At 61.7% G+C, this 20770-nt stretch carries 17 protein-coding genes; 12 read left to right on the top strand and 5 right to left on the bottom strand.

Annotated features, from left to right (window positions below):
- Positions 1-61: 61 nt before the first annotated feature.
- On the top strand, positions 62-2284 hold the full coding sequence (locus tag TERRO_RS00925; RefSeq protein WP_014784108.1) for a DUF4139 domain-containing protein: 2223 nt from the start codon (positions 62-64) through the stop codon (positions 2282-2284).
- 23 nt (positions 2285-2307) lie between these two features.
- Here TERRO_RS00925 and TERRO_RS00920 read toward each other — a convergent pair whose 3' ends face one another.
- Complete coding sequence (locus TERRO_RS00920; RefSeq protein ID WP_014784107.1) at positions 2308-2796, bottom strand: YybH family protein; 489 nt, start codon at positions 2794-2796, stop codon at positions 2308-2310.
- A 63-nt stretch (positions 2797-2859) separates the two neighbouring features.
- Here TERRO_RS00920 and TERRO_RS00915 point away from each other — a divergent pair, with 63 nt between their 5' ends.
- The 5 genes from TERRO_RS00915 (at position 2860) to TERRO_RS00895 (ending at position 9791) form a co-directional block, all read left to right on the top strand.
- Entirely contained in the window at positions 2860-5112 is a 2253-nt protein-coding gene (locus tag TERRO_RS00915) for a molybdopterin-containing oxidoreductase family protein (RefSeq protein ID WP_245536180.1), read from the top strand.
- An 81-nt stretch (positions 5113-5193) separates the two neighbouring features.
- Positions 5194-6171, top strand: coding sequence for a VWA domain-containing protein (locus TERRO_RS00910; protein WP_014784105.1), 978 nt, complete (start codon positions 5194-5196; stop codon positions 6169-6171).
- Between the two features lie 15 nt (positions 6172-6186).
- On the top strand, positions 6187-6912 hold the full coding sequence (locus TERRO_RS00905; RefSeq protein ID WP_081490564.1) for an SOS response-associated peptidase: 726 nt from the start codon (positions 6187-6189) through the stop codon (positions 6910-6912).
- Between the two features lie 515 nt (positions 6913-7427).
- Positions 7428-8192, top strand: a complete 765-nt coding sequence (locus TERRO_RS00900) for a TIGR00266 family protein (RefSeq protein ID WP_014784103.1) — start codon at positions 7428-7430, stop codon at positions 8190-8192.
- 150 nt (positions 8193-8342) lie between these two features.
- Entirely contained in the window at positions 8343-9791 is a 1449-nt protein-coding gene (locus TERRO_RS00895) for a serine hydrolase domain-containing protein (RefSeq protein ID WP_157178212.1), read from the top strand.
- 74 nt (positions 9792-9865) lie between these two features.
- On the opposite strand, the gene TERRO_RS00890 is transcribed toward TERRO_RS00895, so the two are convergent.
- Positions 9866-10501, bottom strand: coding sequence for an FMN-dependent NADH-azoreductase (locus TERRO_RS00890; RefSeq protein WP_014784101.1), 636 nt, complete (start codon positions 10499-10501; stop codon positions 9866-9868).
- A gap of 109 nt (positions 10502-10610) precedes the next feature.
- Between TERRO_RS00890 and TERRO_RS00885 the strand changes: the two genes are divergently transcribed.
- The 5 genes from TERRO_RS00885 (at position 10611) to rsfS (ending at position 13810) form a co-directional block, all read left to right on the top strand.
- Positions 10611-11207 (top strand): TetR/AcrR family transcriptional regulator, encoded by a 597-nt coding sequence (locus tag TERRO_RS00885; RefSeq protein WP_014784100.1) that lies wholly within the window; start codon positions 10611-10613, stop codon positions 11205-11207.
- A gap of 157 nt (positions 11208-11364) precedes the next feature.
- Entirely contained in the window at positions 11365-11751 is a 387-nt protein-coding gene (locus TERRO_RS00880; RefSeq protein ID WP_014784099.1) for a DoxX family protein, read from the top strand.
- 23 nt (positions 11752-11774) lie between these two features.
- Positions 11775-12407 (top strand): nicotinate (nicotinamide) nucleotide adenylyltransferase, encoded by a 633-nt coding sequence (gene nadD, locus TERRO_RS00875; RefSeq protein WP_014784098.1) that lies wholly within the window; start codon positions 11775-11777, stop codon positions 12405-12407.
- 21 nt (positions 12408-12428) lie between these two features.
- Complete coding sequence (locus tag TERRO_RS00870; RefSeq protein WP_014784097.1) at positions 12429-12920, top strand: carboxymuconolactone decarboxylase family protein; 492 nt, start codon at positions 12429-12431, stop codon at positions 12918-12920.
- Between the two features lie 122 nt (positions 12921-13042).
- Entirely contained in the window at positions 13043-13810 is a 768-nt protein-coding gene (gene rsfS / locus TERRO_RS00865) for a ribosome silencing factor (RefSeq protein ID WP_014784096.1), read from the top strand.
- Positions 13811-13877: 67 nt separating this feature from the next.
- On the opposite strand, the gene TERRO_RS21705 is transcribed toward rsfS, so the two are convergent.
- Together TERRO_RS21705 and TERRO_RS00855 are read right to left on the bottom strand one after the other, a co-directional pair.
- Positions 13878-15941, bottom strand: coding sequence for a GWxTD domain-containing protein (locus TERRO_RS21705; RefSeq protein WP_014784095.1), 2064 nt, complete (start codon positions 15939-15941; stop codon positions 13878-13880).
- A gap of 124 nt (positions 15942-16065) precedes the next feature.
- Positions 16066-19482 (bottom strand): TonB-dependent receptor, encoded by a 3417-nt coding sequence (locus TERRO_RS00855; RefSeq protein ID WP_014784094.1) that lies wholly within the window; start codon positions 19480-19482, stop codon positions 16066-16068.
- Between the two features lie 270 nt (positions 19483-19752).
- Between TERRO_RS00855 and TERRO_RS00850 the strand changes: the two genes are divergently transcribed.
- A complete protein-coding gene (locus TERRO_RS00850) occupies positions 19753-20205 on the top strand; it encodes a 23S rRNA (pseudouridine(1915)-N(3))-methyltransferase RlmH (protein WP_014784093.1) in 453 nt (150 codons plus the stop codon).
- Positions 20206-20212: 7 nt separating this feature from the next.
- Here the strand turns inward: TERRO_RS00850 and cobO are convergent, their stop codons facing one another.
- Entirely contained in the window at positions 20213-20767 is a 555-nt protein-coding gene (cobO, locus tag TERRO_RS00845; protein ID WP_014784092.1) for a cob(I)yrinic acid a,c-diamide adenosyltransferase, read from the bottom strand.
- Positions 20768-20770 lie beyond the last annotated feature (3 nt).

Genomic DNA, 20770 nt, shown 5'->3' with positions numbered 1-20770 from the left:
CAAATGCAGAACGGACGGTGTCTATAGCTGCACCCGCCGGTAGCGGGCATGAGGTTCTGTGATGACACGCACCCTTCCCTTGCCGCTGGCAGCGGTTTTGATGGCCTTCCCGCTCGTCCTGACAGCCCAGCCGTCACGCCCATCCGCAGCCCGCGCGACCTCCCAGGGCAGGCCGGAGACCCCTGCCTCGCTGCCCATCCGCCGTGTCGCGCTCTACAAGAACGGCGTCGGCTTCTTCGAACACATCGGCTCCGTCTCCGGCGACGGACGCGTCACCATCGACTTCACAACAGCGCAGCTCAACGACGTCCTGCAGACGCTGACAGCAGTCGACCTGGGCGGAGGCCGCATCGCTGGCGCGGGCTACAACAGCACCACACCGGTCGAGCAGCAGATGCGCAGCCTTCCGCTTTCCTTGGGAGCCGACCCGACCGCGGCGGACTTCTACACCGCCATTCGCGGTGCACGTGTGGAGGTGACGGGCCTGGGCGCCGCCGTCACAGGACGCATCCTGAACGTAGAGTTGCGCAGCACTCCCTCAAGGAAAGACAACGGCGAAGCCTCGCCCGTCGTCGAGCACCACTTCCTCACCGTCATCTCCGACGCAGGCACCGTCCACACCTTCGAACTCAACGCGAAGACCAGCGTGCGCATGCTCGACGTAACCCTGCACAACGACGTAAATCGCTACCTGCAGATCCTCGCCGACAACCACAAGGACGGCCTGCGCCACCTCACCCTCTCCGACAATGGCAGCGGCACGCGCGAGGTCCGCGTCTCCTACATCTCCGAGGTGCCGGTCTGGAAGTCGACCTACCGCATCCTCTTCGACAATCGCGCCGGCACCGGGCCAAAGCAGGCCACGCTGCAGGGCTGGGCCGTGGTCGACAACACCGTCGGCGCCGACTGGAACAACGTACAGCTCTCACTCATCGCAGGCGCGCCGCAGAGCTTCATCCAACCCATCTCGCAGCCCTACTACTCCCGCCGTCCGGAGATCGGCCTGCCGCAGGAGGCGCAACTGAATCCGCAGACACACGAGGGAGGCGAACCCGCAGATGCCTTGGTCTCACCATCGCGGGTTGCCGGCGTCGTCGGTGCAGGTATGGGCAGCGCAGGTGGCGCTGCAGGCGGCATCATGGGCGGTGTCGGTGTGGCCGCTGAACAATCTGCCGTACCGCCCGTTCCCATGAACGGGCGAAACCTCAGATCTCAAGCGCTCGCCGCACCAGCCGCCATCGCCTATGAAGATTCCGCAGCAGCATCCATCGCAGCCCGCACCACCACCACCAGCGGCTTCGACGATTTCTTCGAATACAAACTAACCGAACCGGTCACCATCGCGAAGAACCAATCAGCCCTCGTGCCGATTCTCCAGACCAGGGTCGACGTCGATCCAGTGACGCTTTTCTCCGCCAATGACCGCACGGCTCTGCGGGCACTCTGGATTAAGAACACCAGCAACCTGACGCTCGACCGCGGATCGTTTTCCATCCTCGAGAGCGGCAACTTCAGCGGTCAGGGCCTGCTGGAACCCATCCATCCCGGCGAGCGCCGTCTGTTGAGCTACGCCACCGATACCGCCGTCCGCGTCACGCGGGAATCACCCGCAGGCGCCCGTGCCAACCGCTCCCGCCGCGTCCAGCAGATCACCGTCTCCAACGGCATCCTGACGGAAAAGGCGGGCGAGGTGGAAGAGGTGGAGTACCAGGTACACAACGCCGCCAGCGAGAGCCGCGCCGTCATCGTGGAAGCACCGCGCCTGCCCGGATGGGACCTGGATAGCGAGCTAAAGCCCGAAGAGACGACGCCCACGGTCTACCGCTTCCGCGTCGTGACTGCGCCGAATCAGACCGTGCGTCTGCGTGTGGGTCAGCGCCATACGCTCTACACGCGCTACGGTGTTGCTACCGTCGACGCAGGACAGATTGAGGCGCTGCTGAAGACCGACGGCAATCCACCCAGCGTCGTCGCAGCGTTGCGGCCAGTGTTGACGGCCAAGCGCCATCTCGCGGAGGTCGATCGAAAGATCGCGGCAAACGACAGCGCTACGAACATCCTCATCAACGACCAGAACCGCCTGCGCCAGAACCTTGCAGCGCTGAAGGGCTCGGCAGAAGAACGCTCCCTGGTGAAGCGCTATACACAGGAACTGAACACACAGGAAGACACACTCAACACACTCAAGACCCAGTTAGCCGCTCTGCAAACAGAACAACAAACCGTACGCGAAGAGTTGAACGCAGCGGTGACCGCCCTGCAGGTAAGCGCCGACATGCCCTAGATCTGGCTGTTCGTCTGACGGACCTAGCTGGTCGTGTGGTCCAGAATGATCTTCCAACCCTGCGGTGTCTTCTCCAACACCAGCGAGAAGACGCCGCCGACGTTGCCGCCATGCTTCTTGTCGCGCTCCAGTGCGAAGCGGCCCGTCAGTGTTGCAAAGCGCTCGTCCAGCAGATGCGGCTCCAGGTCGCTGAAGGTCAACCGGCCCATCGTTGCGCGGTCCGGATAGTTCTTCTTGTAGGTTGCGACCATGCCTTCAAAGCCGCGCGTCACAATGTTGCCGATAAACAACGTGTCCGGCGAGTTCTTGTAGCTCGCCGTGAAGTCTTCCATGTTGCCGCTGTTCCAGGCGCGCTCCTGCGCCATCAGCACCTTCACCACGTCCAGTTCGGCCTGCGGCAGAACGCGCATCTGCTCGCCTTCCTTCTGAGCAAAGGCGGAACGAGACAGCGTGGCAGCAGGCAGGCTGACCAGCGCCACAACAAGTGCAAGGCGAATAAGGGAACGGCGCATCGTCAGGGCTACTCCTGTGATTTGAGCCTACGCAATACTGACTGGGACTTCTACAATCATCCCATGCCGTCGATGACCACGAACGGAGCAGGTGCCACCGCGTTTTCACACGATGAAGACGGGAAGCAATCGCTGGCAGAGACAACACCACGCACACGCGTCGTACACACCACCTGCTCCCTCGACTGCCCCGATAGCTGCGGCGTCCTCGCCACCATAGACCTCGGGACAAATCGCGTCGTCCGCATCGCAGGCGATCCCGCGCACCCGGTCACGCGCGGCTTCCTCTGCGGCAAGGTCACGCGCTATCTCGATCGCGTCTACTCCCCCGACCGTCTGCTCTATCCCATGCGCCGCCGAGCCGGCGTCGCAAAGGGATCGCTGAAGCCCGGCGAAGAGCACCTCGCCTTCGAGCGCATCTCCTGGGACGAAGCGCTCGACACCATCGCCGCGCGGCTCCAGCAAATCAGCGACACCCACGGCCCCGAATCGATCCTGCCCTACAGCTACGCGGGCACCATCGGCCAGCTCGGCTACGGCTCCATGGACCGCCGCTTCTTTCACCGCCTCGGAGCCTCGCAACTCGACCGCACCATCTGCGCCAGCGCCGGCACAGCCGCCTTCAACTCCGTCTACGGCGTGCGTGTTGGACCGGAGCCACAGAGCTTCGCACACGCCAAGCTGATCCTCGCCTGGGGCGCAAACCTGCACGGCAACAGCATCCACCTGTGGCCCTTCGTAGAACAGGCACGCCGCAACGGTGCCCGCCTTGTCGTCATCGATCCCTACCAGACCAAGACCGCGCGTCTCGCCGATCAACACATCGCCATCCGCCCCGGCACCGACACTGCCCTCGCCATGGGCATGATGCACGTCATCCTCCGCGATGGCCTGGAAGACCGCGACTACATCCGCGACTGCACGCACGGCTTCGGAGCACTGCGCGACCGCGTCATGACCGCCGACTACGCGCCGGAACAGGTCGCCATTACTACCGGCATCGACGCCGAAGTCATCGTCGCCCTGGCCCGTGCCTACGCGACAACAAAGCCCGCAGTGATCCGCGTGAATTACGGCATCCAGCGCACCGACAACGGCGGCACGGCCGCCCGAGCGGTGGGCATGCTGCCCCTGATGACCGGCGCCTGGAAACATCACGGCGGCGGCGTCATGCTCTCCACCTCCAACGCCTTCGGCTTCAACAGCGCAAAGCTGCAGATGCCGGAGCTCATGCGCGCCAGCCCGCTCGGCCGCGACGCACGCACCCTCAACATGAGCCAGCTCGGCGAAGCCCTCACGCAGGTAGACGATCCTGCGGTGCACGCGCTCTTCGTCTACAACTCAAACCCCGCAGCCGTCGCACCCAACCAGTCCGCCGTACTGCGTGGCATGCGTCGCGACGACCTCTTTACCGTCGTCCACGACTGCTTCTTCACCGACACCGCCGACCACGCGGACATCGTCCTGCCATCGCCCAGCTTCCTCGAACAAGACGACGTGCAGGGCGCCTACGGCCACTACTTCGCCCAACTCTCCCTGCGCGCAATGGAACCCATGGGCGAGTCCCGCAGCAACGTCCGGCTCTTCGGCCAACTCGCTCAACGCATGGGCTTCCCCGAACCCTGCTTCCGCGAAACCGAAGAAGACCTCCTCGCACAGGCACTGGACACGCAACATCCCTGGCATCAGGGCATCACGCTCGAAGCCCTGAAGCAGCAGCCGATGATCGCCCTCACCCTGCCACGCAACGACCGCGGCGAGTTCCTGCCCTTCGCCGACGCCACATGGTTCCGCACGCCAAGCGGTCGCGGTGAGTTCTACTCCGCATCGCTCCAGCAACAGGGACTCGACCCACTCCCCGCCTACGCGCCCACACCCGAGCGCAACGACGCCACGCAGCCGTTGCGCATGCTGGCGCGCAAGGCCGACCACTGGATGAACTCCACCTTCGCCAACATCCCGCAGCACCGCAACATGGAGCAGGCGCGCATCGGCCTCGGCACGCTGGAGATCCATCCCGACGACGCCGCAGAGCGCAACATCGCACAGGACGACACCGTCGCCGTCGCCAACGATCGTGGCTCACTCAACCTCACCGCCTCGCTGACGCACCGCGTCCCACGCGGCACCGTCGCAGCTACGCTCGGCTGGAACAAGCTCGCTGCCGACGGCAACGGCGTCAACGTCCTCACCAGCGAACGCCTCACCGACCTCGGCGGCGGCGCAACCTTCTACGCCACCAACGTCGAGGTGCGCCTGCACACAACCGCAACCACGCCCACGTCCAGCGATCCCGTAGAAGCCGCCCTGGCATAGCGCAGAAGATCTCGCACTTCGAAATACCGTTGACGCGCCGGTCCATGAAGCGTAGGTTTTCGGCATTGGGAGGCAGCCGCCGTGAAGTACCGCGATGTTCTTGCGCCGCTGGTACTGCTCTGCAGTCTGCATGCGGCACTCAGCCAGACCCCACCCCCTCCAACACCTGCGCCTGCGCCCACCGAGGAGACGCTGACACTGCGTGTCGCCTCGCGCGTCGTCGCACTCTCCGCCGTGGTGCGCGGCAAGGACAACATCCCCGTCCAGGGCCTGACCAAGGACGACTTCGAACTGAAGCAGGACGGCAAAGACGTCCCCATCCGTTACTTCTCTGAGGCCTCGGAGCTGCCGCTCACCTTCGCCATCCTGGTCGACACCAGCGGCAGCCAGCGCACACTCCTCTCCGACGAAGTCCTAGGCAGCGACGTCTTTTTCCAGACCATGCTCGGCCGCCCGCAGGACCGCGCCATGCTATTGCGCGTCGACGCAGAGGTGGACGAACTCGTCGCCATGACCAGCTCTCCAAACCGTCTCCACCTCGGCCTGCTGGGCCTCTACTCCCGCTCCTCCACTGCCAATGGCACACGCCTGCAGGACGCCATCTATGACGTCGCCAGGCTCAAACTCTCCAAGCAGACCGGCCGCAAAGCCATGATCATCCTCAGCGACGGCGGCGACAACGGCAGCCGCAAATCCCTCGACGAAGCCATTCACGAAGCGCAGCAGCACAACGTGCAGATCTACTGCATCGAGTACAGCGTCTTCACGCCGGGCGCATTTACCAGCGGCGGCATCGGCATACGACGCAGCAACGTGGACGAAGGCGCAAAGATCCTCAAAGCCCTCGCCGAACAAACCGGCGGACGCATGTACACCGTCGGCAAGATGAGCCTGCGCTCCATCTACGAACAGATCGGCAGCGACCTTCGCACACAGTACGAACTCGGCTACACACCACCACCCGACCTCAAGCCCGGCAGCTTCCACCGCCTGGAACTCCGCACAAAAGACAGGAAGCAGATCGTGCAGGCGCGCAACGGCTTCACCTTCGAGCCGTAACGCATCACACAATTCATGTGCGGACGCTACCAGCGACGAAGTGACAAGCAACGCATCGCCGAAGCCATGCGCATCGACGGCCACGTCTTCGAAGACCCGCTCGCACCCGACGACGACATCCGCCCCACCACCATGCAACCCATCGTGCGCGAGAACCGGGACACCGGTCAGCGCGACCTTGTGCTCGCGCGCTGGGGCTTCATCCCGCCCTGGCAGAAACCCGGCGAAAAGCCGCCGCCCACCACCTTCAACGCACGCAGCGAGGGCGTCGAAAAAGCCGGCATGTGGAAGCGCGCCTTTGAGCGGCATCGCTGCCTCGTCCCAGCCGACGCCTTCTTCGAGTGGCAGAAAATCCGCCCGCGCAACAATCCCAAGTTCGCCTTCACCCTAGACGGCACCGCGCCCTTCGCCTTCGCCGGCCTGTGGAGCGCATGGAAAGACCCCGCCAACGGCCACTGGCTGCAAAGCTTCACCGTCCTCACCACCGACGCCAACGAGACCATGCAGCCCATCCACACCCGCATGCCCGTCATCCTGCAGCCAAAGGACTACGCCCGCTGGCTCTCCCGCGACGAATCCGCGCAGCCGCCCCTCGACCTGCTGCGCCCCCTCCCGGAAGGCCTGCATTGCGAACCCGTCGAGAACGAACCGGGCATGGCGACGAATCCAATCGCACAAAAAGACATTCCCACGAAGGGCGCAGATGCCGACCAGCCGGGGTTGTTCGGGGATTCGCTGTAGAGCCTCAGCAGATCGTCTCTGTTCCGCCTCCGAAGCCTGTCATCCTGAGCGGGACGCAGCGCAGCGAAGTGCAGTCGAAGTGCAGTCGAAGTGCAGTCGAAGGACCTGCATTCTGCTTATGCCACTGCAAATATGAATTGAGAGGAAGGGCACAGCTTCAGCTGTGCCAAAAGCCTCCAATACTCAAATGGCTTTAGCCGCCGAGGTTTAGCTTTGCGCCGCGACAGGCAAGAAGCTCGACCTCAGGGCAAAGCCCATCTTCGACACGTGCGTCATTGGCACAGCTGAAGCTGCGCGCTTCCGAACGGAAGACTTCTGCAGCCTGGAACAAAGCGCACGTCCATTCCACAAGCTTTGAGGAAGGCATTCCAAAGCTGGGGGAAGGGTTCGAATGCGCTTCGCTCAGGATGACAAGTTCTTGGGGGGCGCAACGGAATGCAAACGGAACCACAACCACCGCACTGTCGTATCTTCGATTCGAGGCAGAACACCGCCACGGAGGCAAGAAACACACCATGCAGTCACGCATCCACGGCACCACCATGCCCGCCATTGAATTCCTTCTGCAGCCCGGCGAAACCGTCATCTCGGAAGCCGGCGAACTCAGCTGGATGTCCGCCTCAATCGGCATGCACACACATACCCAGGCGGGCGGCGGCGGTGGCTTCCTCGGAGCCATCAAGCGCATGGCTGGCGGCGGCACCCTCTTCATGACGGAGTACACAGCGCAGGGCTACCCCGGCGAAGTCGCATTCGCCACCAAGGTCCCCGGCCACATCGTGCCTGTTGAACTGCACGGTAACGGCGACGAGTACATGGTCCATCGCCACGGCTTCCTCTGCGCCACGCCCAACGTCGGCATCGGTCTGGGCTTCCAGCAGTCGCTGGGCGCCGGCATCTTCGGCGGCGAGGGCTTCCTGCTGCAGAAGATCTACGGTCACGGCACCGCATGGCTCGAGCTCTCCGGCGAAGTCATCGTCCGTGATCTGCAGCCCGGCGAAACACTCCGTGTCCATCCCGGCCACGTCGGCGCCTTCCACGCCGGTGTCAGCTTCCAGATCACACGCGTCCCCGGCATTCGCAACATGTTCTTCGGTGGCGACGGCATCTTCCTCGCCGCGCTCACCGGCCCCGGCCGCATCTGGCTGCAGACGCTGCCCATCAGCAACCTCGCCCACAAACTGCAGGAGTACCTGCCCGGCCCCGACCGCGAGACCCGCGTTGGCCTCGGCGGCGGCCTCGTAGGCGGTGTCATCGGAAGCATGTTCGACGACCGCTAGGCACTTCGTACCGTACTCGACGCCTTCGGCGTCTTCCCGGCGCAGACGGTAGGAATGATCCGGGCCTCGCGCCCGGATCTTCCAGCTTTATCGAGTGAGATTGTGGCAAGAATTGATCGAACCGGGAGTGGTCTAATGCGTAACTACGGCATGTCGACTCGTCGCCCAGCCCTAGCCCTCCTGGCCTTCGCCCTTGTCTACACCGCTCTTCCGGCACAGAGCACGCAATCGCATATTCGCGCCGTCGAGTCAGGCCTGGGTCCCGTCGTCACCATCGTCGGCCGTCCCGTCGACCATCGGGAGATCCTCGCGGAGATGCAGCGCCTCCACGTCCCTGCCGTCAGCATCGCCGTAATCCACGGCGGCAAGATCGAGTGGGCAAAAGGCTACGGCACGCAGAGCGAAAGCGGCGCTCCGGTCACAACCGGCACCCTCTTCCAGGCCGCATCTCTCAGCAAATCCCTCACGTCGATGGCTGCGCTCAGGCTCGTGGAACAGCGCAAACTCTCCCTCGACGCGCCCGTCGAAACCGAACTCAAGAGCTGGATTCTCCCGCAGACAAGCTTCGCTGCGCAGTCACCCGTCACACTGCGCAAGCTGCTCTCACACACCGCCGGCACAACCGTGCACGGCTTCCGAGGCTATGCGGCAGGCGAGCCGGTGCCGACACTGACGCAGGTCCTCAACGGTACAAAACCTGCCAACTCCGATCCAGTCGTCGTCGCAGAGGTTCCCGGTACGCACTACAGCTACTCCGGCGGCGGCTACTCGATCGTGCAGCAGATGATGATCGACCAGTCCGGCAAAGCCTTTCCGCAACTCATGAAAGAGTCCGTCCTCGGCCCCGTCGGCATGAGCAGCAGTACCTTCCAGCAGCCGCTCGACCCGGCCAAGCGGAACAAGGTCGCAATGCCCGTCGACAGCCAGGGCAAGCCCATCCCCGGCGGCCCACACACCTATCCCGAGATGGCGGCAGCCGGTCTCTGGACCACACCATCCGACGTCGCGCGTTGGGTCATCGAACTGCAGCGCTCGCTCACTGGCAAGGCGAACCACGTCATCTCCGCGGAGATGGCGCGAACCATGCTCACGCCAATCAAAGAAGGATACGGGCTGGGTGTCGGCGCAGAATCCCCCAGCCACAAGCCCGCCATGTCCCACGGCGGTGGCAATGAAGGCTACCGTTGCATCTACTTTGCCTACCAGGACGGTGACGGCGCGGTCATCATGACCAACAGCGAAAACGGCGGGGCGCTCTACGGCGAGCTTCTCGGCAGCATCGCCCGCGTGTACGGCTGGCCCGACTACCGTCCTCAGGAGCGCACACTCGCAACCGTTCCGCTCGCCCAGCAACTTCAGTTCACCGGCAACTTCCAGATCAAGGACGGTCCGGCCATGGCAATCACTCCAGCGAAAGATTCCCTGCAGTTGTCGATGTACGGCAGTGCCCCCAATTCCCTGTTCCCCTCATCGCCCGCCTCCTTCTTCGTGACCGACGACATCATGCAACTAACCTTCGACGGGCCGGACCACGGCGTAGTGATCTTCGGAGAACGTCGGGATCCCTTCGAGCGGGTGAAGGACGCGGCGAAGCCGTAATCCACTCAGACCGGCGCGGACCTAAACCAGGTGACAGCACCACCGGTCGCGGAACCGATGATGCTGTCACGCGTTCAAACCGCCTGCTGGTTCGCGTGCGCCTGGACTGCCTGAAGGTGTGGCGCGAGGAACGTCGCACGGTCTACCTTGCCATGGTTCACCGCCTGGACACCGCCGGCCGTAAGGAAGGTGGTATCCGTCACGCCCAGAAAGCCAAAGACCGAACGCAGGTACGGCTCGACAAAGTTGAAGGAAGCCATCTGCGTCTGCGCATCGTAGATGCCGCCCGTCGCCACGACAAACGTCGCCTTCTTCCCGACGATCAACCCCTTCGGCGTACCGTCCGCGTAGCTGAAGGTCTTGCCGACACGCGCAATCTGATCGACCCAGAGCTTCAGCACCGAGGGTGGGCCGAAGTTATGCATCGGCACGCCGACCACATACTCGTCGGCCTCGAATAACTCAGCCAGCAGAGTGTCGGAGAGAGCCAGCGTCTGCCTCTGCTCTGCGCTACGGGACTCTTCGGGGGTAAAGACAGATCCGACCCACGCGGCATCCAGCGGCGGAATCGTGGTGGCATTGAGATCGCGCACGATCACCTTGCCTTCTGGGCGTGAGGCCTTCCATCGGGCGGCAAACGCGCTCGTAAGTTCACGAGAGATGGAACCGCCGTACAGCGGACTGGAATCGACATGAAGCAGTGTGGACATTCGGCATTCTCCTTGGTGGACATATGACCATTAATGGACAAGTGTCTTCTAACGATAATAGACAGATGTCTACCTCGTCCCGAGGGTTCAGAAAAGCTATCCTAGAAAGATGGCAGCCCCGTCCGCACAACCCGAAGTTGCGGAACCGACGGATCGGCGAGCCCTCCGCAGCCGCCAGTCGCTGATGGACGCACTCGGCAAGGTGCTCAGGAAGAAGGACTTCAACGACATCTCCATCCAGGAGATCGCCGACGAAGCAAATCTGACCCGCGCGACCTTCTACCTGCACTACCCGGACAAGGACGCCCTGCTCCAGGCCATGACAGCCGTTCGTTTCGGCGAATCGCTGCGCAAGCGTCTTGATTCCTCACCGGACTGCGCAGGCGGTCTCCGGACGATCGCATTAGGCGTCTGCGAATACCTCTCCCGCGCCACCAGCTGCCCCAGCAGCCTGAGCAAGATGTCGCTCGAGCGCTCCGTGATCCCCGTCATCGAGGGAATCATTCATGACGGCTTACGGAAGTTCCACATGGCCTCCGGCATCGATCCGGAGATCTTCGCAACGACAGTCGCTTGGGCCATCTTCGGCGCGGCAACCCGTTGGGCAAAGACACCAGACCGCATCCCCGCAGAACAAATGGCAGACATCATCGACTCGCTCGTGAATCCGCTCTGGCAGAGCATCACTGCCGGCCGGGCGCACTGAGTGTTAATTCCAGAAGCAAGGGAACTCCCGCGATAGCGCGGCGCCCCCGTCGGCTTAGCATCGCCAGCTTCAACATCCACGAAATTTCTATTGCACGAGCCATTCCGTACAGGCATCCTCGTAGGGTTCCAATTCCACCCCAACGGAGAGTTCCCAGATGGCCACGGATGCCCAACCCTCAAAGCCTATGTTCTGGATCGGCTGGGTACTGACAGTGCTGCCTGCACTCTTTCTGCTCAGCGGTGGCGTTACCGCCGCCCTGCAACTGCCCATGGTCAAAGAAGGCCTGGGCAAGTACGGCATCAACCCTGCCCTGCTGCCCGTCTTCGCAGCCCTCGAGTTGGCTTGCCCCGTGTTGCTCCTCATCCCGCGCACCGCAACGATCGGTGCCATCCTGCTCACCGCCTACATGGGTGGGGCAGTCCTCACGCATCTGCGCGCTGGCGAACCGCAGTGGATCGTCCCTATCGTCTTTGCCGCCGTCATCTGGCTGGGTCTGTGGCTCCGGCGCCCAGCGCTTCGTCAGCAAATGCTGGGCGTCTGACCTCTCGGGTGATACTTAGACAGATGCGCATTGGTTATTTCGGCGGCACCTTCGATCCACCGCACCGGGCGCACCTGCTTGCCGCACAGGCCGCGGCCGATGCTTTGCGCCTGGACCGCGTCCTCCTAGCGCCTACCGGCGTCCAGCCATTGAAAGATGCCGGCCCGCACGCCAGCTTTGACGATCGCCTGGCCATGACGCGCCTGCTCTGCAGCGATGACCCACGCCTGGAAGTCTCCGAGATCGACGCGCCGCATCCCGACGGCTCGCCTAACTACACCATCGACGCCCTCGCTCGGCTGCGGGCGGAGTACCCCTCCGCGGATCTCTTCGTCATCGTCGGCGCCGACAGCTTCCTCTCGCTGCCGCGTTGGCGCGATCCGGAAAAGCTGCTCGCCGCGGCCGAATGGATCGTTCTCTCAAGGCCCGGCTTCGATCTGAATAGCATCGACCCCGACCACAGCGGCGACGGCATCGCAGCGCTCAATCTCACATCAGAACAGCGCGCACGCGTCCACCTCGTCGAGACTCTCGACGAAGACATCTCCGCCAGCGGCATTCGCGAACGCCTGCGCGTCGGCGTCTCCTGCGGTAAATCGCTGACACCCACCGTCGGCCTGTACATCGCACGCATGCACCTCTACCACGCCACGTAACCCCCACTACGGAGAGCACTCATGAGCGAAAAACGAATCGACTACTGGAAAATCTGGCCTGAGGGCGTCGAGGCGCTCACAGCCATGGGCAAGGCAGTCAACCAGTCCGGCCTCGAATCCTCACTGATGGAGCTGGTCAAGCTGCGCGCGTCGCAGATGAACGGCTGCGCCTTCTGCATCGACATGCACACCAAAGACGCACTGGCGGCCGGCGAAACCACCGAACGCCTCTTCGGCGTCACCGCCTGGCGCGAGACCCCCTTCTTCACCCCACGCGAACGCGCCGCACTCCAGTGGACTGAGAGCCTCACCGACCTATCCGACGGCCACGCCCCCGACTACGCCTACAACGAAGTCCTCGCCAACTACTCGCCGGAGGAAGCCGTAAAGCTCACCTTTGCCATCGTCGTCATCAACTCCTGGAACCGCGTCGCACTCGCCTTCCGCAAACCAACCGCAGGCACTTACCGCGCCCCCGCCGCCTCAAAGGCGCCCGTCGCAGAGACCGCCTGACGGTGATCTCTGCCAGGTTGCTGCAGACCAGACTAGGCGCAGCGCCGTCATTGGCCTATCCTTAGGCTGACGGAGAGAACGTTCGCCCGGTAACCCCGTGGCGCGCTCTTCGAAGGAGATCAATGCCCTCACTGGAATCCAACCAGCTTCTCCGCGCCGCGGTCGATGCCTGCGATAGCAAAAAAGCAGAAGACATCACCATCCTGGCGCTGGACCCCTCGGAAAGCTCGCTGACGGATTACTTCCTCATCTGCAGCGGCACCAACGAAAGACAGAACGCCGCCATCGCCGACGAGATTGAGTTCCGTCTCAAGAACGACTTCGGCGTCTATCCCAACTCCGTCGAAGGCCGACGCCAGGGCGAGTGGGTCCTCATGGACTACGTCGACTTCGTCGTCCACATCTTCATGCCGGAAAAGCGTGCCTACTACGGCCTCGAACGCCTGCGCCGCTCCGCAAAGACCATGACCATGGACGACCTCAACGACGAGATCAAGGCAGCCCTCTCCAAGACCCGCGCCAAGTCCGCGAAGAAGGCCGCAAAGCCCGAACCCGTCGACGACTACGCCGAAGCCAGCAGCGGCTCCGCCTCCGGCAAACGCCCGGCAGCAAAGCCAATCGCGACCAAGGCAGCCGAGACGAAGACAGTCGCAACCAAAACTGCGGCAAAGAAGACGGTCGCCAGGAAAGCAGTCGCCAGGAAAGCAGTCGCCAAGAAAGCCGCACCTGCGAAGGCCGCCAAGGCTGTCGTGAAGAAGGCAGTAACGAAAGCCGCCGCAAAGCCCGCGAAGACAGCCGCACCAAAGAAAGCTGTCGCCGTGAAGAAAGCTGTCGCCGCGAAGAAGGCTGCCACCCCCAAAAAGACCGCAAAGAAAACTGCAAAGAAGTAAGATCCGCAAACGCGACAAACAGAAGGGGCCCGGCAACAGCCGGGCCCCTTCTCATGCCTCTTACACATTACTTCTCCGGCGTCGCAGCCTTCGGACGGATCGCCATCGCCTGCTTGCGTGCGACATCCCCCTCCGTGTGCTTCCCCGCCTGGTCATCCAGCTTCGCCAGTTCGGTATAGAGCATCACGTTCAGGGGCTGCAACTTGCTCTGCCGATCCAGCAAAGCAATCGCCTGCCCCGGCTGCCCGGTCGTGACCAGAGCCTCTGAAACCAGCGTCAGCGTCGCCATATCCACGGCATCCCGGAACGCAGGACGCTCTGCCAACTGCGCCGTCTCATGGACCTTGTGCTGCTCTGCCAGCAACGTCGCAAGCCGCCCCAGGCTCCGAATATTCTGCGGATGCAGATCCAGATCCTTCGTCAGATAAGCAATCGCATCCTGATTCGCTCCACTCGCCTCGGCTGACAACGCACGCTTCATCTCTTCCTGCTGCGGCTCCGGCGGGCCGTACGCAGACCAGCCCGCAGTCGGAACGCCAGTCGGTTCCACCCGCAGCGTCATCGTCCCAAACGCAGCAGGACTGCCCGGCTGCGTCGCACGAATAATCACGCGATAGTTCCCCGGCTCCAGCCCGTCCGTGTGAAAGGTGTGACCGCTGGCAAAGTTACCACCCGCATCCGCATTCGCCGGATCGACCGTCTCATCCGCCTCGTCCATCGGCTTTGCACCGGACGCAGCAGATCCGTAATAGAAGTGCATCGCCACCGGCTGCTTGTTCCAGGTGCCGTCCGCATTGCGCGGCAGCCAGAGTTGAAACACCGCCTGCAACGGGTCACCCGCATGCAGCGAGATCGTCCCCACACCCACCGGCGCAAACCGCACACCCGCATAGGTAAACGGCAAACGCTGTCCGGCAACCTGCGCAGGATGCCCCGCAAACGCCACCGGATCCGACACCGCAAGCGACTTGCTCCGAGGCGGCACCGTGAGCGTGCTGTTCACGCGATACGCCTGCAGGTTGATGTTGTTCGTCAACGTCGTCTGCACCAGGTACTTACCCGGCTCCAGCGGCAACTGGTCCTCTGCTGCAAACACCTTATGCCGCGCAACATCCAGCGCAGCAGGCGGCAACGGAGCAGCAATCGTGCTCACCGTGTCATACACCGCCCGGCCATCTGCCGTAGTAATGTGCTGCTGCAGCGTCAGGTCATAGCCGCTGCCGCCCGACTTACGCGCGCCCGCAATCCCCACATCCAGATGCGAAAGACGCACAAACACATCCGCCGTCGCATGACCGTTCTCATCCCGCACAATGGCGTACTTCACCTCGGGAGGAGCATCGCTGGACAGGATGCTCGTCGTCACCTTCTCCCGGCGATTGCGGTTGACCCGCGCAATCTCCAGCGGATTATCCGCAAGACCGCGAATATTCGCCAGCAACGCGTCCGACATCATGCTCGGCGAAAACTCCGAAAGATTCACCGGCTCGGTAGGAATCAGAGAAACCGCCGTCCGCGCCACCTCACTCCCAAGCGCCTTCCGCAACTGCTGCAGACTCCGCGCCTGCTCATTGCCAGTCTCCAGTCCCGTGACCAGCCGGTTTGGACCATCCTGATACGGCGAGTACAACGCATACTCCTCGCCCGTACTCCGCTGGTAAAACATCACAGAGAAGTAACTCTGCAACGCCGGCGTCGGCGACTGATAGAACCAGATAATGATCGGCCGAACATTCGCCCGGTTGGGATACGTGATCTTCTGCTTCGGCTCACCCAGCGTGATCCAGATCATGCCCTGATCGGTAGCCCAGCCATCGCGCGCTTCATAGTTTCCAAAGTGCTCGTTCGCATAGGCGAGCCGCTTGTAATGCTCTTCCTTGTAAGTGTTGATCTCCGAGCCGGGATCGGGATTTCTGGAATCCCAGAAGCTCTTCATAAAAGCATCCCGCTCAGCATCCGTCTTCAGCGAAAGAAACTCCTCCCGCTCCGGGCTCTCGATGATGTAATTCACCTCCTGCGTCAGCCAGTGCCGATAGACCGGCGGCAGCTGCTTCACACTGACAGCACGCATCGACTGGCCGGCCAGAAGGAAGGCCAGAACAACAAGAAGAACGGAGCGAAGACGGAACAAGGGCACTCCTGGCCGGGCTGCAAAGCCCAGGGCTCAAAGAAAATTATAGGCCGCTAAAGACGCGGCAAACAAAGCGGGAGAGCCCAGGGGCCCTCCCGTTTTGACGTTTCAATGTGCACCTTAGTTAGAACTCGAACCGAACCGAACCGCGGGCGTAGAACGGTGCCTGGAAGGCTGTTGGACGACCGTAATCCGTGTTAATCGGTGGTGTAGATCCGACTACCAGGTAGCCAGATGCGGTCAGCTGCGAGGTCTGGACGCTTGAGCTCTGAAACTGGCTGTTCGCTACGTTGAACATGTCCCAGGTGACGCGGAGACGGCTTGCTTCACCTGCAATGTGGCCAAGTGGTGCAGCATACTCTGCGTGCAGATCGAGCTGGTTGCTGGCTGCCGTACGGCCTGCCGCACCACGGCCGCCGATCGGCACTTCACCGGTATTCCAGTAGACCGGGTGATCGCCCAAAACGCTGAGCGGCACACCAGACTGTCCGCGGGCACCAAGGCCAAGCGTAAGCCCCTTCAACGCGTTGCTGACGAAGCTGTTTCTTGAGCCACCAGCGAAGTTATAGCTCAGGAAGATGTTGCCAACCGCGCGGCGATCCGTGCTGAGAGGTCCCGGCTCGAACTGGCTACCCAACAGACCGAGCTTGCCCGAGGTGAAGTCAAACAACGAACTGATACCAGGATCGGACTGACCGTTGTCGTTGCGGTAGGCACCCTCGTAGTTACCGTACAGATTGCCCCAGCGGAAATTCGCAACGGCAAGCCAGTGATTGCTGAAACGCTTGTCCACCTCGAACTCGACCGAGTTGAAGCGACGGATAGGCTTCACGAAGCCGTCAGGAATACCGTCACCACCGTTGTTGTTCACGGGGTTGTCAGACGGGTTCGCTGCGTTTCCTGAGGTACCGATATTTGCCATATTCGTAACGCAGGCACCGCCAATTGTATTGTTCTTGCCGTCGACAAACAGGCCACCAGTTGCAACCGAGGTGTCGTTGCTGTACTGGGTGGTCTTGCCTGTGGTCGCATCCGTTATCGTGCCGATGCAACCTGCGACTGGAGCAACGTACGCCCCACCAATTGACCGAGCCTGGGCCGCCTGGTACTGCGCTGCGGTATAGGTAACTACCTGCTCGTTGACCGCGATATCCGTCGATGGGCCGGGGTTAGTGATACCACCATTAAATCCAATCTGCGGAAGAGTCGAGCCTTCTGGAGACTGCGAACCGACGTCCTCGATGATGCGACCAAGGCGACGATCCGTGTAACGCGCCTTGAAGACAAAGTCCTTACCGATGTTGCGCTCGTAACCGATGACGTACTCATCCTCGTACTCTTGCTTCGTGCCGGAGAGAACCCCCTCTCCACCGAGCTGGTAAGTCGGTGGGGCAAAGTTTCCCACGCCATCGGCAGTTGTGCGGCGCGGAGTTCCGTTTAGTGCGTGTGCCTGATCCGGCACAATGGTGAAGCTGCCATCTGCGTTGACCACTGGCGCAAATGCCATACCGTAAGAGTCGACTTCACCGCCCAGCGAGCGGATGGCGGCATCCAGCGGGGCTGCCCAGAAGTTCCGGCCGAAGTTAAAGAAGAGCTTGCTCTTCCGATCGCCCATCGGATCGATGTTGACACCGATGCGCGGCGACCAGCTTGCGCCGTAGTTATAGCTCTGCACGGGTGCCGTCATACGCTGCTGCTCCCAGCGAACACCCAGATTGAACGTCATGTACTTGTTCATCTGGTAGACATCTTCGCCGAAGGCCTGGTGATAACGACCGAGTGCGAGGATATTGCGGCCGGCGTACTGGCCGCGCGTGGAGATGGCGTACACGCTGACACCATTCACAATCGGGCACGCTGTGCAGGTGTGGTCCGCGAGATTAGCGCTGTTGATTGGCGCGATCGAGAACTGACCGTCCGTCAGGACGCCGTTCGGCACATAGCTCTTCGCAGCGACAGCGCCTCCTAGGTAATTCGTCTGGACTACCGGAAACAGATTGCCCGAACGCGTCGGCAGATCAACGAAGTTCGTATGGTCATAGCCGTAACCCACTGCGAAGGTATGGGTGCCGAGCAGATGGACGATCTTCGACGTATTAGCCGCGATGCTGTACGTGTTGTTCTTCGAAGGCTCGTATGCGCCCAGGCCCGTGGTCACAGAAGCTCCGCCGAAGAAGGTAGGCACCGTATTCGTCACAGCGTACTGATTGAAGGCTGGGGCCTCAGAGAAGTGGTTGTGATTGTAGGAGTAAGCAAGATCCACCGTCCACGAGTTCGTGATGGCGGTGTCCAAACGTGCCAGTTCATCCTGCGAACCGTAATTCCAGGAGCTCTTCGTCGAGTTCGGGTTCGCGCTGGACAGAGACGACGGAACGGTGTTGTGACGCGACGGATCACCAAACGCAGTAAGTTCCAACGTCGAACGGTCGTTAATTCTATAGGTCAGTTTGCCAGCGTAGTTCATGCTGCTGGCCGTTGTCGCGAAAGCACCCAGAGCGACCGACTGCGCGGGCGCATTGGGATTTGCCTGGATCATGCTGCGAGTGAGGGATGGATCAAAGGCGCCAAAGAAAAACAGCTTGTCTTTCAGGTGTGGAATATAGCCACCGATTTCGATTGCCGCGTCGAACGCAGGGCTCGAAAGCGTCTGCGAAGGCGCCGAAAGCTTGTAGCCAAAATTGTAGAACTGGTAGCGAGGCGCGTAAAAGACGCCCGGCGCGAAGTATGCCGACACAGCACCATGGAAGGTGTTGCCACCGGACTTGGTAACAATCTGGATGATTCCGCCGGTGGCCTTGCCGTACTGCGGCTCAAAGGCGTAGGTCTTGACGTCGACTTCCTTAATAAAGGCAAGATTGATGCCAGTGCCAAGCGAGCCGTGATAGCGGTTGAATGTGCCAATAGATCCGAACGCCTGGTCTGTGATGGTCACGCCGTCCACAACGTACAAATTCTCAAGACCGGAGGCGCCTCCGATCGACGGGTTGTTCGCACCAGGACCATTTTGGTTCGCCACGCTGTTTACTTGACCGGCCTGCACGCCCGGCGCAGCATAAAAGATTGCCGACACGTTACGCGGCATGGGGATCGCGTTATAAAAGGTGTCGGTCAATGTCGCGGTGATCGCGGTGTTTTCCGTATCCACGGGAACAGCCTCGGCCGTAACCTGCACCGTGGTGCTCTCAGAGCCGACATTCATCTTCAGGCTCAGCGATGAAGACACCGAGACGTTTACTTCGTTATGCACAGCGGTCGTAGTGCTGAAACCAGCCTGCTCAACCTTCACGTCGTAATAACCGGGACGCAGGGTGGTAGCGCCGAAGCGACCGTTCTTATCAGTAGTCGTTGTTACGGAACCCTGGGGTCCAGTGATCGTGACCTTTGCGCCCACAATGGCTGCGCCACTCGGATCGGTCACGGTGCCATTCAAGCCGCCAGTAACCGCAGACTGATCCTGCGCAAAGGCGACCGGAGAGTAGAACGCCGCGGGTGCAGATACGAGGCAAGCAGCAAGCGCCAACCGAACGAAATGCTTAGTCATCAAGGGGGCCTCGGAAAGAACTAATTGGTCGTGAGCAAAGGTAAGTGCGTCAAAAAGACGGCATTACCAAAAAGTGGTATTCAGTAACCCCCACATATGCAATGCTTCTGCCAAAATCTAAGAAACCGAATTTTGGCGCGATGTGACATCCCAGGACGCTCCCTGTCGTCACTGACAGAAGAAATACCTCTTATTTTTCATAGAATTCTCAAGGGTTCTATTGAAAATTGTTGATCTTCCTTTAATTACCTGTTCGCGGAGATGTCATCGATGGCCCTGAAAGTTTCGCTGCTGGCCGTCCGCGCCGGTGCTGCCGATAAGGCAGTCGAATCACTCGCACAGGACTATCTCAAGCGGTGCGGCAGAACGCTCCCCGCCGCAGCACGCACCTTTCGCACCGAAGCAGGTCTGCTCGAGAACGTGGCAGACGAACGGAAATCGGGCGCCACACTCTTCTTCATCGCGGACTTGGGCGGAGCGTCGCTGGATAGTCTGCAGTTCGCAGACAAGCTGCGCTCCGCCCGCGACAACGGCGTCCGCCACGTCGTGCTGGCCATCGGACCTGCCAGCGGATGGAGCGCGGAGGCACGCGCAGCCGCAGACCTGCGGCTGTCGCTGGGAGCCATGACACTGCCGCATGAACTGGCCTGGTTAATCCTCGCCGAACAGATCTATCGAGCCAGCACCATCCTGCAGGGGCACCCGTACCACCTGGGTCACTGACGCCGCTTTAGAACTCGATACCGCGCTGAGCCAGGATACCCTTGGTGTAGGCATGCTTCACCTCGCGCATCTCGGTGACAGTATCCGCCAGCTCCACCAGCAGCGCATGGGCGTTGCGCCCCGTCAGAATGACGTGCAGCATCGGCGGCCGGGCCTCAAGCGCCGCAGCGACCAGCGCGGGGTCCAGCATGCCGTAACCGATCGCATAGTTGATCTCGTCCAGCACCAGCAGGTCCCACTCACCGGAGTGCATGGCGGCGACGGCATCGTCCCACGCCGTCTGCACCATGCGAAGATCCTCAGGGTCCGTCTCTGCCCCGCCCACCTTCACAAATCCGCGGCCCATCTGCCGGATCACCAGGTCTCCGCCGAACCGCTCCGCCGCATCCAGCTCGCCGTAATGCCACGACCCCTTCAGGAACTGCAGCACAAGCACGCGCATGCCATTCCCAGCAGCACGCATCGCGGTGCCGAGTGCAGCCGTAGTCTTACCCTTGCCTGCGCCAGTGTGGATCAGCAGCAGACCGCGCCGCTGTGTGCCTGTGGGATCGTCGATTGTCATAAG

Source organism: Terriglobus roseus DSM 18391, assembly GCF_000265425.1.
In the GTDB taxonomy this organism is placed as follows: domain Bacteria; phylum Acidobacteriota; class Terriglobia; order Terriglobales; family Acidobacteriaceae; genus Terriglobus; species Terriglobus roseus.
This window is presented reverse-complemented; position numbering and strand designations above follow the sequence as displayed.